The following is a 15,074-nucleotide window of genomic DNA, read 5'->3' on the forward strand; positions in this document are numbered from 1 at the left end:
GACGGATCTCTGGTCAGATGCTGGCTTTATAGAATCTTGATTTTGTTTTGGAAAAAGAGTGATTACTCTCCTGACTGTATGATCAGGAGAGGTTATGAGGGTTGCTGGTTGCCAACTTGTATGAGTTGGTTCCCCGCAGCCTTGAGCAGCCGATTCATGACGGCTGCTCCCAGCCCTTCGCGTGAGCAGGCTTCAGCCACAATATATGTGGCGCCTTGCTCATCGCAACTGCGCAGCGCGGCGTATAGCCGGCGCGCTGCTTCTTCCAGCTCGCTGGCATCGCCCAGCGAGAACACGGCATCGGCGCGGTACTGCTCCGCGTGCTCGGCGAACGCCAGCACAGCGGTGCGCTCTCCGCGCTGCGCCGCCTCTGCGAGGGCGGCGCAGATCCAGGCCGCCACCGCTGTGGGCGGCCCCTCTACCACGCACAGCGCCCCTGCGGGTGCGTAGTGCGTGTACTTCATGCCCGGCGAGCGCGGCGCCGGGCTGCCCACGCCATCGGCCCCCTCCGCGAGTAGCGCGGGGTCCGTGGCGACACGGGCGGCAACGGCGGACAATTGTTCCGCCGTAATGCCGCCAGGGCGCAGGATGGTGACGGTACCGTCGTCACCGACCTGCACAACCGTGGACTCGACGCCCACCCCGGTGGGGCCGCCGTCCACAATGCCGCCGATGCGGCCATCCAGATCCTCGCGTACATGAGACGCGAGTGTCGGGCTTGGCCGCCCAGAGCGGTTGGCGCTTGGCGCAGCTACAGGGCATGCCGCCGCCGCGATTAACTGCAAGGCCACCGGGTGGTCCGGCATGCGCACGGCCACCGTGTCCAGACCGGCGGTGACACGCGGGGACACCGCCCCCGGCCTAACCGGCAGCACCAGCGTCAGTGGTCCCGGCCAGAAGGCCGCCATCAGCGCTTCCGCCGTTTCGTTCACTTCCGTGACCAGCGTATCCAACTGGTCACGGTGCGCGATATGCACAATCAGTGGATTGTCGGAAGGTCGGCCTTTAGCGACAAATACAGCCTCCACGGCTGCTGTGCTACGCGCATCAGCACCCAAGCCATAGACCGTCTCGGTCGGAAAGGCCACCGTCTGACCTTGACGAATGCAGGCTGCGGCAGCCTGCAAGTCGGCGAGCGCCTGTTGATCGGCGCTCCCCTTTTTCACATCCAACATTTCAATATTACCCAATCCGTGATCGTTCTCAGCGCTCACCAAGACACGTACATCCCACATCTCAGTGACCAGCTCTCCCGGAGCTTTCATATCACGTTCTTCTCTATCATCCCTCATCTCAGAGGTGTGTTGCACTGGTTCGTTTTCTCTGCTCATATATCATCATTCCTAAACTTCAAGTAGGTTAGTTCATATCCATATTCAATATAAGAGGTTGTTCAAAAAGTACGCTTTTGATTACGATAGATGCCTAGCGGCATCATCAACGTCGAATATGAAATTCAGCCGAAATAAGCGGGAGGCTTACGAAGTATGTTTCCGAAGGAAACATTTTGGTTGCTCACGTAATTTTCCTACGCTCCGCTACTCCATTTCTAGCTTCATTCCATCTTCTTGGTACTGAAAACCAGACTTTTTGAACACGCACTATAAGTAATTATAACATACCTGTCCCAACTCGGATGCCCTTCAAACTTCGCCCGGAAATTCACCACTAAATCATATCAAAAGGGCAGCTCCCTGAATCGAAGTCGCCCTTATTTTCAGTATAAATCCGTTGTTATGCGAACAATCCAGTCACCCAACTCCATAGTTTCACAGCCATATCCCACAGAAAGAATCTTGCTTCCGGTGTGTCTCCCTGCACAGATGCCTCTGCATCTCCTGGTTCAGCTGCAACGGCCGATACGGTTGAAGGTTTCGCCAGTGCATCCCCGGTCCCTGCATCAATGAAACACAGCGGCGGGAACAACACACACCACCAGTTCTGACCTTTGCCTTCGCCCAGTATGATTCGAACCGCTTCATAATCTCCGGCAGGATAGACGGTACCCCCATACAGCTTGGTCGGGAAAGGAACAGAACCCAGCTCCACCTGATACTCATAATTTAAACCGCGACTGGCCAACTCTTCTCCTACTCTATTCTCGATCTCGGACAAATGCTCACGAATAACCTTGCGCGCTTCATCTAGACTTTGCGGATTCTCCAGCTCGGCTACCCACTCGCCCATCTGAGCAACGACAGCATCCCGAATCTCGCGTTTCACCAATTGATCTCCTGGTGCATCCGAGTTTGCTAGAATACGCAAGCGAATTGATTGTTCTGGAATTGCTGTGGCCGCCACAGCTGCATCCGTTTTCTGACCTTCCCACATCATGATAATCAACATAAGACATACAATAATAAGTCCAATTTGCTTTACAATTCGTCTGCTCATTCCGTTCTCCCCCTCGGCTCTCTGATCACGTTGCCTGCAACTCTCTCATGTCTATCAGTATGCCCCGTAGAGACAGAAGTAAACCTAGCATTTGCAATAAATCTACTAAATCGTTTCTATGATTTACACTTTCTCACCTATCATGTTAAAAAGGCTGATCCGCACCTGGTTACAGGGCAAATCAACCTCTTCATTCCTATAAACGATCACGTTATACGTCCCACCGCTTTACTTTTCACCTACACCGACTCAACAGTTACACAGCACTTTTCTCTTTCTTGAGCATATTCCATAAACGTTCCGACAACCGGGGTTGTTGCTCTCCCATCAGAAGTTCATCCTCCTCTTCTTGCCCGTACAACTTAATGCTCATGACTACACCGATGCAAGCCATATTAATAAGCAAAGAGGTGCCGCCGTAACTGATGAACGGTAACGTAATACCTGTGAGTGGCATCAGTCCGAGAAACGCCCCCACGTTCTCAAACACCTGATACAACAACATTCCTATAATACCTACAATGATGACGGGTCCCGCGCAATCTCTACATGCCAGAGCAATCAGCACCATGCGGTGGATCAGGATAAAGTACAACAGAATCAGTACGGATGCACCAACAAAGCCAAACTCCTCTGCGATCACAACAAAAATGGAATCAGAATACGTATAGGGGACTCGTCCACTCTGAACGGATGTTCCTTGCAAGTAACCTTTGCCGATGATGCCCCCTGAACCGATGGCTAAACCTGCATTTTTTGTATGCCAGGAAGCTTTGGAGGTAGCCTCCTCCGGTACAAGCCAGGGATCAATACGCTCTGCCCAATGCTCACGTTTTATCTTTTCAAGAAAAGTGAATACTTCATCATGGTAGAAGGTATAGGCTTTGACAAAACCAAAGAACGCTACCCCCACAATCGCCAGTGCAATCAATGCGTGCTTCAGCCTCATATTTCCGATCCAGAATACCGCAGCCAGAATCACCACATACCCCAGCGCATTTCCCAAATCATTCTGAGCCATAACAAGGGCAAACGGAATAAACGCCCAACAGCCAATCGGCACAATATCTCTCCAAAATTTCAGTGTGCCTCGTTGTCTCTTCACGATCAAATGGGCGAGGAACAAAATCAGAATCATCTTGAACAGCTCTGCCGGTTGAAAAGAAAAGTTTTCGCCCAGCTTCAGCCAACCGTTGGCGTTATTGATTGAACTTCCCAGGACATTGGCCAGGATCAGCAGTATGATCCCCAAGCCATACAAATAAAACGCATATTTCACGTATAACTTGTAATTCACAAGCCCGATCACAAGCACCGCAATGAACCCGGCCACATAGAAATACATCGTTTTGACATGATGATTCGCCAGGTTGGCATCTGTCTGCGTTCCGCTATAAATCGCAAATACACTAATAATCATGAGCAACAGCATTACAAAAAGAATCACACCGTCCATCTTTTTCAACATTCTCAACATGACGCTGTCCATCCCCCTGAAATCTAGCATTCTATCATTTCCAATTGAACTCAATATTACTATTGTATAAAAATGGATGATAAAATGGAAATCTGGATGCTTCAGGATGACTATTAAACCATTCAATGGCCCGACTCACACTCTAAAAACAATAAAAACCCCAAAACATCCACCCCTTGTAACTTGGGTTGGTCTGTTCCAGGGTTTAATAGTTATATCGTTATTTACGCTTATACACATATATCTTACGTTCTGTTCACGAGAGTTATTGCTCTTGCTGCGACTGCTTCCGTCTGAACAACTTCATGACCATCTCAGTGATACTGAGTTGTTCTGACGAACCCAGGATATCTTCATTTTCTTCCGTATGAACTTTAATACTCATGACAACACCCATACTAAGCATGTTGAGCACAAGAGAGGTACCGCCGAAACTGATAAATGGAAGTGTGATCCCTGTTAATGGCATCAGACCGATAAACGGACCAATATTAACAAAAATCTGATAGAGAAGCATCGAAATAATACCTACAATCAGGTACGGCCCAGCCCGATCTTTGCACTCCAGTGCGATCAACACCAGCCTGTGAATCAGAATAAAGTAGAGCAGTAACAATACCGATGCTCCAACAAAACCGAATTCTTCACCAATCTGCACAAAGATGGAATCCGCATATGCGAGCGGTACTCGATTGGACTGGATTGTCGTACCTTCGAGATACCCCTTACCACTGATTCCTCCGGAACCGATGGCTAACTTGGCATTATAGGTCTGCCACAATACATCTCTGGATGTCTGTTCTGGCACGAGCCAAGGGTCAAACCGCTCAGCCCAGTGAGCACGTCCAATATCTTTGAGGAAATTGGCAACTTCATCATGATAATGAATATAGGCCTGTGTTCCACCAATAAAGGCAGCAACAGCAATCACGAAACCAATCAGTGCATGGCTGAATTTCACATTGCCAATCCACAACAGACCGACAAGAATGACTACATAACTCAAAGCATTCCCCAAGTCATTTTGAAGCAGAACCAACAACAAAGGAGGCAAAACGCACAGTGCGATCGGAATGACATCACGCCCGAAGAATAAGGGTCTGTTTTTCTTTCTCGCAAGCAGAGCAGACAGGAAAACGATTAAACACAACTTAAATAATTCCGCAGGCTGCAAACTCAGGCCAAATATGGATAACCAGCCTTGGGCTCCATAATACGTAACACCGAAAAAGTTAACGATAACGAGTAGCAGTAAGCCCACACCGTAGATATATAAATAGTTTTTGATGATCACTTTATAGTTAATCATGGACATTCCGAAGAATACGATGAAACCTATAATATAGAAAATCCCTGCCTTTTGAGGGTAGGATTCCCATCTCGGACGACCAAACGTTGTACTGTAAATCGATAAAATACTGATACCCATCAGAATAACGAGTATAAAGACAATAGAATAGTCTATCTTTTTAAATTTGTGCAGCATGTAATTATGTTCCCCCAAGCATTCAGAAATCTTCGGTATATCTCATTGTAGAGGATTTCACGGCAAAAAGAAAACCCGCGGAACCTTACATTTTCGTCACCTGTTCCGAAGTACGAACACCCAGGACATGCCGCTCGATTCCGGCAAGGTCCGGTACAATGATAATTTCCGGCCAATGTCCCGCCGTTTCAAGCAAAGCTGCGATGTCGCGAGCCTGCCCTTGGCCCAGCTCAAAACCAATGATCTGCGGCGGCGCAGGCAACAGCGCCAACTGCTCCAGCATGATACGGTACGGTGCAAGCCCGTCCGGACCGCCGTCCAGTGCCATGCGCGGTTCATGATCGCGCACCTCTTGTTGTAACCCGGCGATATCAGCCGCCGGGATGTATGGCGGGTTGGACACCAGGATGTCCACCCGTGCCCCGGCGAACGGGGCCAGCAGATCGCCTTCACGGAAGTCGATCTGTACCCCGTTCGCGGCCGCGTTCCGCGCGGCCACTTGCAGGGCAGCCGCCGAGAGATCCCCGGCGCCAACCCGCCAGCGCGGGCGCAGTGAAGCCATCGTCACCGCGATGGCGCCACTGCCCGTGCCGATATCGACGGCGAGCGGAGCGCCGTCGGGAAACACGCGGTCGGCTTCGCGTAGCACAGCCTCGACCAACAGCTCGGTCTCCGGCCGCGGAATCAGCACGGCCGGCGTGACCTCGAACGGCAGCCCATAAAATTCCTGGCTGCCGATAATGTATTGCGCCGGCTCACCCGCAGCCTTGCGCGTGACGGCGTCCTCCCAGCGGCTGCGATGCTCGCTGGGAAAAGGCTCCGGCTGCATCATGTAATACGCGGCGCCATAAACGCCGAGTACATGTTCCAGCAGCAGCCGGGCATTGTTTTGCGGCTCGTACACGCCGCACTTCTCCAAAAAAGAGGAAGCCTCCACGAAGGCTTCCCGACAGCTCTGTTCCGGCGTCATGACAAACTGCGCGCGGGTCACAGATTATTCTCCTCTATCCATCAACTCGGTCTGCTGAGCAATCGTCAGTGCAGACAAGATATCTTCAATCTCCCCGTTCATGATCTGATCCAGCTTGTGCATCGTCAGACCGATACGGTGATCCGTCACACGGCTTTGCGGGAAGTTGTACGTACGAATACGCTCACTACGGTCGCCCGTTCCCACTTTGCTCTTCCGCTCAACAGAGATCTTCGCTTCCTCTTCCATACGTTTCATATCGAAGATACGTGTACGCAGAACCTGCAACGCTTTTTCCTTGTTGGAGTTCTGTGATTTTCCATCCTGACATGTCGCCACAATTCCCGTTGGAACGTGCGTTACCCGTACTGCGGATTTCGTGGTATTAACCGATTGTCCACCTGCACCACTGGAACAGAACGTATCAACACGGATGTCTTTATCATGAATTTCGATATCAAAATCTTCGGCTTCAGGCATAACCGCAACCGTTGAAGTTGACGTATGAATTCGTCCGCCGGATTCGGTTGTCGGAATACGCTGTACACGGTGTGCGCCGCTTTCGTATTTCATTTTGCTGTATGCGCCACGTCCGTTGATCAGGAAAACAACCTCTTTGAATCCACCGAGATCATTTGTGTTAACGTCCATCAGCTCTACACGCCAGCCTTGTGCATCTGCATAACGTGTGTACATCCGATACAGATCTGCTGCAAACAACGCTGCTTCATCTCCACCAGCTGCTCCGCGAATCTCAACAATAACGTTTTTGTCGTCATTCGGATCTTTTGGCAGCATGAGTACACGAATCAATTCGTCCAGTTCCTTCTGGCGAGTGCTCAGTTCGTCAATTTCCATTTTGACCATTTCGCGCATCTCATCATCCAGTTTCTCACCCTGCATTTCCTTTGCAGCTTCGAGATCCTGACTTACCTGTTTGTATTCATTGTACGCTTCATAAGTTGGTTGCAGATCGGATTGTTCTTTGGAGTATTCCCGCAACTTTTTGTTGTCACTTGCCACATCCGGGTCACACAAAAGTTCGCTCAACTTGTCATAACGGTCGGCTAACGCCTGTAATTTATCCAACATGTATAGTCACCTCACACATTATTTTGTCCATGCAAATATCGTTTTTAATAATTATTTCGGTTTCATTATTCATAACATCTATAATCTATATTCCACAACGCACAGGATTCACACCGAATCCCCTGACCGCAGCATGTATTCACATTCCTGTATGATCGACGTATAACATCGCTACAACGTCATCAAATCCTTTACTTTTAAAGTGAAATCAAGAAATCGCGTACCCTGTATGAAACTCGCTTAAGCTCATCTGTTCAAGCGCGAATTTTAACGTGGTATACGACTCTTAATTATAGCATATTCTTATGGTTCTGAATAGTAACTGTTCCGCATGCGGATGAACTAATTTTTATAATTCAATTTTCTCAACTTTCACTCGTTGTCATTCCGCTGATGGATTCGCCTACCGAGAATGTTTGTAACAAATAGATCATTCAAGTTTATTTCTGATGTTGTAAAATATATACAAGGGCTCTATAATTCATAGTTTTGATATTTTAGTTTAGGAGGGAATGGATGCTATGAACTTAACACCAGCTGTTTTTCCAACAGAAAAATTAAAGATTGCTTTGGCACAATGTTCTTCGATCGACGGAAATATTGAAGAGAACGTTAATAGGGCTTATGAGATGATTGAAGAAGCTGGAAAAGAGCACGCCGATATTATCATGTTTCCAGAAAAATATCTGACGGGATATGTGCCAGAAATCGTAGAATCCAATGTAACTGAATATACACTCTCCATTAATGATGCGAGGATTGATAAGTTGCGTCAAGCATGCAAAAAGTACGGCATTTGGTCAATCATCGGAACCCCTGTAATAAGAGGCGAGGATGTGTTCATCTCTTCAGTTATAATAGATTCCAATGGACATGAAGTGGGTGTTTATGACAAGTCTCATTTATTTCAAACGGAGAAAGAAATGTTCTCAACCAATAATGAGCAGGTCATCATTAAATTAAAGGGCTGGAATATTGGGATGGCCATCTGTTATGACGCAGGTTTCCCTGAACATTCTCGTCTTTTAGCACAAAATGGCTGTCATTTATATATGGGTAGCTCTCTTTTTAGTAAAGGAATGGGGTACAAAGAGTCACGAGTATGGTTTCCTGCCCGCGCTCTGGATAATACGATATTTACAGCGATGTGTAATCACGTTGGAACAACCGGAGTCTGGGATACGTGTGGACATAGCGGTGTATGGAACCCTCTAGGTGATAATATAATTGATGCCTCGCAAGACAACGTTGAGTTGCTCATAGCTGAATTAGACCCCGATCTTCTTAATCAAGCTAGAAATGGCGAAAGAATGCTTGCGGATTCGTTTGATATAAATAAAGAACACTATTCTTTCAAGACTATTGTTGGTAACTAAGCAAACCTCGTATGAATTGAGCGTACATAAGTACATTACGATTGAGGTGGCCCCTTACATCGATACTAAAAACCCTACAATCTTCACAAGAAGATCGTAGGGTTTTGGTTATTGAATCTAAATATAAACGAGTAACAACTTATACGTTGAAACGGAAGTGCATAACGTCGCCGTCATTTACAACGTACTCTTTACCTTCAAGACGAAGTTGTCCGCGCTCTTTGGCACCGTTCATGGAACCCGCTGCAACCAGATCGTCGTAGGAAACCACTTCTGCACGGATGAATCCACGTTCGAAGTCGGTGTGAATGACACCCGCTGCGCCAGGCGCTTTGGTACCTTTGCGGATTGTCCACGCACGAACTTCCTGTACACCTGCTGTGAAGTATGTGTACAGACCGAGCAATTTGTAAGCCGCTTTGATCAACAGGTTCAGACCGGAATCCTCGATACCGAGTTCTTCCAGGAACATTTGTTTATCTTCGCCTTCCAGCTCAGAAATCTCTTCTTCAACCTTCGCACTGATTGGCACCACTTCTGCGTTCTCAGCAGCTGCGAATTCTCTTACTTTTTGCACGTAAGCATTGTTCGCCACGTCGCCGATTTCGTCCTCAGCTACATTGGCTGCGTACAGAACAGGCTTCAAGGTAAGCAAGTGCAGATCGCGCACGATCAGAAGCTCATCATCCGTAAGTTCCATGCTGCGTGCCGGCTTGTCATCGTACAGAACAGCCTTCACTCTCTCCAATACTTCTACTTCTTGAGAGGCAATCTTGTTGCCGCCCTTCATGTTTTTCTTGGAGCGATCGATTTTCTTCTCAACACTCTCGATATCGGCCAGGATCAGCTCCAGATTGATCGTCTGGATGTCGCTCACCGGGTCAATTTTACCGTCGACGTGTGTGATGTTCTCATCTACAAAGCAACGTACCACGTGTACAATTGCATCTACTTCACGAATGTGAGCAAGGAACTTGTTACCAAGACCTTCGCCTTTGCTCGCACCGCGAACAAGACCAGCGATATCTACAAACTCAAACGCCGTTGGTACTGTTTTCTTAGGTACAACGAGTTCTGTCAGTTTGTCCAGACGCTCATCCGGTACTTCAACAATCCCCACGTTAGGGTCAATTGTACAGAACGGATAGTTTGCCGATTCGGCACCTGCTTGTGTAATTGCGTTAAACAATGTAGATTTACCAACGTTAGGCAAACCCACGATTCCAGCTTTCAAAGCCATGTATATGACAACTCCTCATTGATTACTTGTTCGGTATGGATAATCCTATACATTATATATGACAAACCTCAAGGCATCAAGGAACTTCGCCAATTCGACCAGAGTCCCATACGCTTCCCGAAATCCCCGGTTACTGCGGATAATTCGTTTTGCGCAGATCTTAAGTTTTGCCTAGAATATCCGCTATTAGGTTTACCCTTTTATTTCCTTGTACATGGTTAGATCCGTTACCTCATATCCCATCTTGCGATATAGGCTGCTCGCCCGCACATTATGTCCAAAGACATGCAAACCAATGCGATCCACGCCAAGACTCAAGGCCGTCTGTTCAAGCGCCTGCATTGTCTCTGTTCCGTATCCCTTACCACGGTGCACTTCTTCAACCACGATATCCAGCAAAAAAGCATCTTTTCCACGACGATTATCCGTGATATTAAACCAGATATACCCTACATTTCCGTCCACAGGATGCACCAGATTGTAGAGATATGCTCCGGGTGTGTTCAAGCCTTCTGGCAGATAACGTTCATAAGATTCCTCCGCCAGTCGCTGCGCCTCTTCCTCAGCCCAGGTACCCGCTTCTACTTTTTCCTGTGCAAAATCCTTAATCGATCGAATGCAAAAACTCGAATAATCTTCCTGATTCATTGGAGAAAGTTCCATGTTGTTTACCTCCTTATTTCGAGTGATCTTAATTATGTATCATCTCTGTGCAGTCCTTTTTGCACTACTAGTATCTTATTGTATCCTGTTCTTCCGCTTAGCGCATAAAGTTATTCTGACGATTCGGTTTTCAATTTTCATATTTATCCATTTTAATCAAAACTTTTGATCTCATCCCATCGTTTATACCTCATAGGAAAGGAGTGGATCTTATTGAACACACGTCGCCGATTCTCCAAAAAGAAAATGATTATCTTATCCGCTATCATACTCGGAATCGCCATAGTCGCTTTTATGAGCTTTCTGAATGCAATGGATCCCTTTCGCCACTTAAGAATCACGATCCACAATCAGTCCGACTATGACCTCACCCATATTCAGGCCAGCCTGGTTCAAGGCGACAACTCGTTTAACAACAACGAGAGTGGCTCCACCTACATATTCGACAAGGATATTCCCAGCGGAGCAAACGTGAAATTCGCCCCGCAACTGAAACGTTCCGGGGAGGGGGTCGTCTCCTTGGCGTTCACGGACAGTCGCGGAAAAACCTATAACAAAACGGTTTGCGGTTATACGGAATACTTGTCCGGCAATTCCTACGTCACTGTAACCAATGAGAATGTCACCGTGAAAGAAGAATGTATGTAAAAGGTAGATCAGTCAATCATCAAATAAACATGCAATCTCCCTTTAGGAAGATTGCATGTTAGGGTCCTATTTTATTTCAACATCGTTTATCACCGTTAAAAGTTAGTAAAAAGAACTTTACGGGCCTTTTACTTCTTGCTATGCAATAGGTTATAGATTATCATTGCAGCCTCCTGTCGGGTTAGCTGCTTTTTAGGCATAAACTTCCGATCGGGGTATCCTTTCATAACAGATTCTTGAGTTACAAGACTGATACTATTTCTAGCCCAATTGGAGATCATTTGGTTGTCATCGTAAAGTGTGAATGATGATAATACATAACCTTGTTTTTTCATTACGTTCTCAATCATACTTGATGCTTCTTCTCTCGTAACGTCCACATTCGGTCTAAGCGAACCATCACTGAATCCTTTAAGTATACCTTGTTGTAATGCAGGAGTTATCTCCGAATAGTACCAAGAGTTAGATTGAACATCGTTGAATTCATTAATATAAGGAACCACAGAATTATATCCAAGGGCTCGTTTTAAGAAGATTGCAAATTCGGCTCTCGTCACTTTTTGATGTCCACCAAACGAACCATCGGAATAGCCTTTGACAATTCCCTTCTGTGCCAAGTAGATAATAGCCTCCTTCGCATAACTCTTTTCTATATCTCTAAAAGTAACACTTGCTGGATTTTTCACTTCTCCATTTGAACCCACAACTTGAGTATCAATTGTAATGCTGTCGTTTTTCCCCGTAACCGCACTAGGGAAAGGGATATTATTAACATTATGGTAAGGAGGAATAGGATAATTATATCCATATACCGTTGCACCACTTCCATCTGCTGGAGTTGTTACAGCAACCGTCTGCTTGCCAATGACCTCTTCTGATCCATCAGGTCTGACACGAACAGCGATGACATTATACTCATAATATTTATTTCGTTCGACGCCCACTTCACTAAACTGCAACTTACCGTTCACAGCAGTCACCATACCCTCATCACGTGTTTCTCCAGTGGCAGTATTCAAATACGTCTTACGATAAACACCGTTTCCTAGAGGTTCGTACTTCGTTTGTGGATTACGTTCAACGTAATGAACTGCTCCTTCAATAGGTTGATATTCAAAGGCAATCGTTGCGTTCGAGGCATTCATTGGAGCCACATTCATTGGTTGAGGTATGCCCGCCGTCTGCACTTCGATTGTACTAGATTCAACCTTTCCGTATTTGTTACTCGCTACAACCCGATAGGTATATGTTCTTCCTGGCTGGAGCGTGTACGCTATCATCGTATTTGAATGACCTGACCATACTTTACTCACTTGATCCTGGTAAATCTCATAATGGGTTGCTCCCTCCACCAGATTCCATTGTAGGTCCACTCTATTATCGTACACTCGATTGACTCTGATGTTAATTTGGCCTTTCGGTGCCACGTCCTCAGTCACCTTAGGTATCTTCACACTTTTAACTGCAGGAGGACCTTCATTGTCTCCGTCCCGGCCAATCACTTTATAGATGTATGTGGTGTCAGGTGTAACATTCCCATCCTCGTATGAGGTTGACTTAGTGATCGCTAAAGGCTGATCATTACGAGTAATCACATACTCTACTGCATGGTCTACCTTGCTCCACGTAAGTCTAACTTTGGTGGAATCCAGCGCTTCAGCTCGGAAATCTGGTGGATATGTAATAAAATTTCTAATTCCGATTGTAAATTTCGCTTCTTCACTGTAAACATCGCCTTTGCGAGCTACTAATGTATACTTAGTGATCGAATTAAAATTCACACCTTCATGCACATATTCTAAAAGCGGACCCTCATATAGAATTTCAGAACCACTCTTGAGAATATATTGTTCAGCACCTTCCACTGCATGCCACTGCAACCGAATCGCATTATTACCCACAGCACTCGACTGGGAGTATCTAGGACTATCTAGTTTCGTGATCACAGGTTCCCCATCAGCTAGCGTCGGAATAACGTAAGGATCTTCAGGAGTCCCCTGTCCTTTAAATTCCACATTATTTTTTAAGAAGGCTTTATATTTGAAGTTTTGTACCGCGCTGCCTGCTGCAACAGAGTTTATATGATTATTTGGGAATGCATCAGATCCAGTGGCTATCTCCGTAAAAACAGGCCCCTTATTACCATGTTTTGCATTTTCATATGTATTAGGATTAGCCAAAGCCAGACTGGATATCATCTGATTCGGACGATTAGGATCATTTAGAACAACCCCTGTATATTTCTCTAAATCCTCCTTGGTAACGATCCCTACAGGAGATGAATAGCCATGAACGTACTCCCCTGTATCAAACGCATTGACATTCCACCATAGCGTGTTAAAAGGAGACTGCTTGTCTTCTTTAATTTTATTTAGTTCATAGCCCACACTATCTGCGAACTTGGAATACAGGTCTACTCTCCATCTAGCACTATCACCTTGTGTATCAATGTATTTAGAAACGGTATTCTGAGAGATTAAGGTTTGATTATCCACGAGGTACCATTTACCGTATTGCTTAAGATCAACGACTGATCCAAACCCCGCCTTGGAAACTCCTAAAGTATAAGCATCCTTTGCAGGAGGCGTAATAATAAACTCGACTGAGTCTTGAGTGGAGTCTGTAGAATTCGTCCAAGCTAACTTGATCACATTTTTCTCACCTTGTTTCAAACCATTAATGAGAGCACTTGAGCTGGATTGGCTGTTCAGATCAGTATTTTTCACGTCATTGACGTACACCTCAGCCAGTACATTGGCATCTTGCTTGTAAAACAGACTGATCGCATTGCCATTCACAAGCCCCCAGTTTACATAAGCGAAGCCACCATTAACAATCTCTAATTCACCTGAAATTTTCCCCGTAAAATCAATTCTACCCGCATCATCGTAGATTGGCGCAGGTCCCTTCAATCTAACGAAGAGTAACTCTTGTTCTCCGTATTTTTCCCCGTCATAAGCGAGAACTCCGATCCTATATGTTTCATCTGGTGCAACTCTTGTTATTGTGTACGTTCTTATATTTTTATCCATAGCAACTTCTCGATTGACAGTAACAGCATATTTAGTTGCTCCGGGAACTTCATCCCAAGACACCGTTATGGAGTTTTCCGTTGTCGTTACCGTTACGTTAGGTTTCGGCAAATATGACGTAGTAATAGTGTCACTTATTGTTTCAATTGATGCAGACGTATTAGTCGTGTTGGTATTATACGAGTCTATAAAGTTATCACTCGACTTGGAAGACTCCGTAGTTATTTTATCTGTACGAGGCTCATAATTTGCATGAGCTACTTCTGTCCCTGCTCCTGAAATCAGTAGATTAACCAACAATAAATTAATAACTAGCATGAAAATTAATACGTTCTTGAACTTCATGTATGTATCACCTCTTAGAAATTGTGTTTAATGCCTCATATGTATGATCTTAAAAAACCTGCATTATTACTTTGGATATCTAAAACTTAAATATATACTTATAATTTCGAAATTTTAACTTCTAGTCTTGAATCAATCCATCCTTTCCTTAATTTCAAGTGAGTCTTCGTGCCTATAAAATTATTAAAAACCATTCCTTAAGACTCATCAATCATAAAGTGTAATGTATTAACAAACAATAAAAAATTTTACTTTGAATTAAATCTTCATCTTGTTATACATTACAAAAAAGCATGCCGTTGATTATCGACATGCTAAAAGTAATACACCAATATTAATCAATTGACTTGT

At 45.6% G+C, this 15,074-nt stretch carries 11 protein-coding genes; 2 read left to right on the plus strand and 9 right to left on the minus strand.

The window, feature by feature from the left end; genetic code table 11:
* Positions 1 to 92: 92 nt before the first annotated feature.
* The 6 genes from MKY95_RS30300 to prfA form a co-directional block, all read right to left on the minus strand.
* Positions 93 to 1,175 carry an L-threonylcarbamoyladenylate synthase gene (locus tag MKY95_RS30300; protein ID WP_339200073.1) on the minus strand — a complete coding sequence of 361 codons (1,083 nt, stop codon included), beginning with the start codon at positions 1,173 to 1,175 and terminating at the stop codon, positions 93 to 95.
* Between the two features lie 559 nt (positions 1,176 to 1,734).
* Positions 1,735 to 2,394 carry a stage II sporulation protein R gene (spoIIR, locus tag MKY95_RS30305; RefSeq protein WP_339195833.1) on the minus strand — a complete coding sequence of 220 codons (660 nt, stop codon included), beginning with the start codon at positions 2,392 to 2,394 and terminating at the stop codon, positions 1,735 to 1,737.
* A gap of 256 nt (positions 2,395 to 2,650) precedes the next feature.
* Complete coding sequence (locus MKY95_RS30310) at positions 2,651 to 3,871, minus strand: FtsW/RodA/SpoVE family cell cycle protein (RefSeq protein ID WP_339195837.1); 1,221 nt, start codon at positions 3,869 to 3,871, stop codon at positions 2,651 to 2,653.
* A 265-nt stretch (positions 3,872 to 4,136) separates the two neighbouring features.
* Positions 4,137 to 5,357 (minus strand): FtsW/RodA/SpoVE family cell cycle protein, encoded by a 1,221-nt coding sequence (locus MKY95_RS30315; protein ID WP_076319224.1) that lies wholly within the window; start codon positions 5,355 to 5,357, stop codon positions 4,137 to 4,139.
* A gap of 85 nt (positions 5,358 to 5,442) precedes the next feature.
* The gene (prmC, locus tag MKY95_RS30320; protein WP_339200074.1) at positions 5,443 to 6,327 is read right to left on the minus strand and encodes a peptide chain release factor N(5)-glutamine methyltransferase; all 885 of its coding nucleotides are present in this window, start codon (positions 6,325 to 6,327) and stop codon (positions 5,443 to 5,445) included.
* A 24-nt stretch (positions 6,328 to 6,351) separates the two neighbouring features.
* Entirely contained in the window at positions 6,352 to 7,419 is a 1,068-nt protein-coding gene (gene prfA, locus MKY95_RS30325; RefSeq protein WP_017691918.1) for a peptide chain release factor 1, read from the minus strand.
* Between the two features lie 521 nt (positions 7,420 to 7,940).
* Here prfA and MKY95_RS30330 point away from each other — a divergent pair.
* Entirely contained in the window at positions 7,941 to 8,795 is an 855-nt protein-coding gene (locus MKY95_RS30330) for a carbon-nitrogen hydrolase family protein (protein WP_051447271.1), read from the plus strand.
* Between the two features lie 139 nt (positions 8,796 to 8,934).
* Here MKY95_RS30330 and ychF read toward each other — a convergent pair whose 3' ends face one another.
* Positions 8,935 to 10,035 carry a redox-regulated ATPase YchF gene (gene ychF, locus MKY95_RS30335; protein WP_339195840.1) on the minus strand — a complete coding sequence of 367 codons (1,101 nt, stop codon included), beginning with the start codon at positions 10,033 to 10,035 and terminating at the stop codon, positions 8,935 to 8,937.
* Positions 10,036 to 10,227: 192 nt separating this feature from the next.
* Positions 10,228 to 10,698, minus strand: a complete 471-nt coding sequence (locus MKY95_RS30340) for a GNAT family N-acetyltransferase (protein WP_036612595.1) — start codon at positions 10,696 to 10,698, stop codon at positions 10,228 to 10,230.
* 213 nt (positions 10,699 to 10,911) lie between these two features.
* Here MKY95_RS30340 and MKY95_RS30345 point away from each other — a divergent pair, with 213 nt between their 5' ends.
* Positions 10,912 to 11,346 (plus strand): hypothetical protein, encoded by a 435-nt coding sequence (locus MKY95_RS30345; protein WP_036612598.1) that lies wholly within the window; start codon positions 10,912 to 10,914, stop codon positions 11,344 to 11,346.
* A gap of 128 nt (positions 11,347 to 11,474) precedes the next feature.
* On the opposite strand, the gene MKY95_RS30350 is transcribed toward MKY95_RS30345, so the two are convergent.
* A complete protein-coding gene (locus tag MKY95_RS30350) occupies positions 11,475 to 14,723 on the minus strand; it encodes an S-layer homology domain-containing protein (RefSeq protein ID WP_339195844.1) in 3,249 nt (1,082 codons plus the stop codon).
* Between the last annotated feature and the right edge of the window lie 351 nt (positions 14,724 to 15,074).

Source organism: Paenibacillus sp. FSL P4-0176 (genome assembly GCF_037975265.1).
GTDB classification, from domain to species: Bacteria; Bacillota; Bacilli; order Paenibacillales; family Paenibacillaceae; genus Paenibacillus; species Paenibacillus amylolyticus.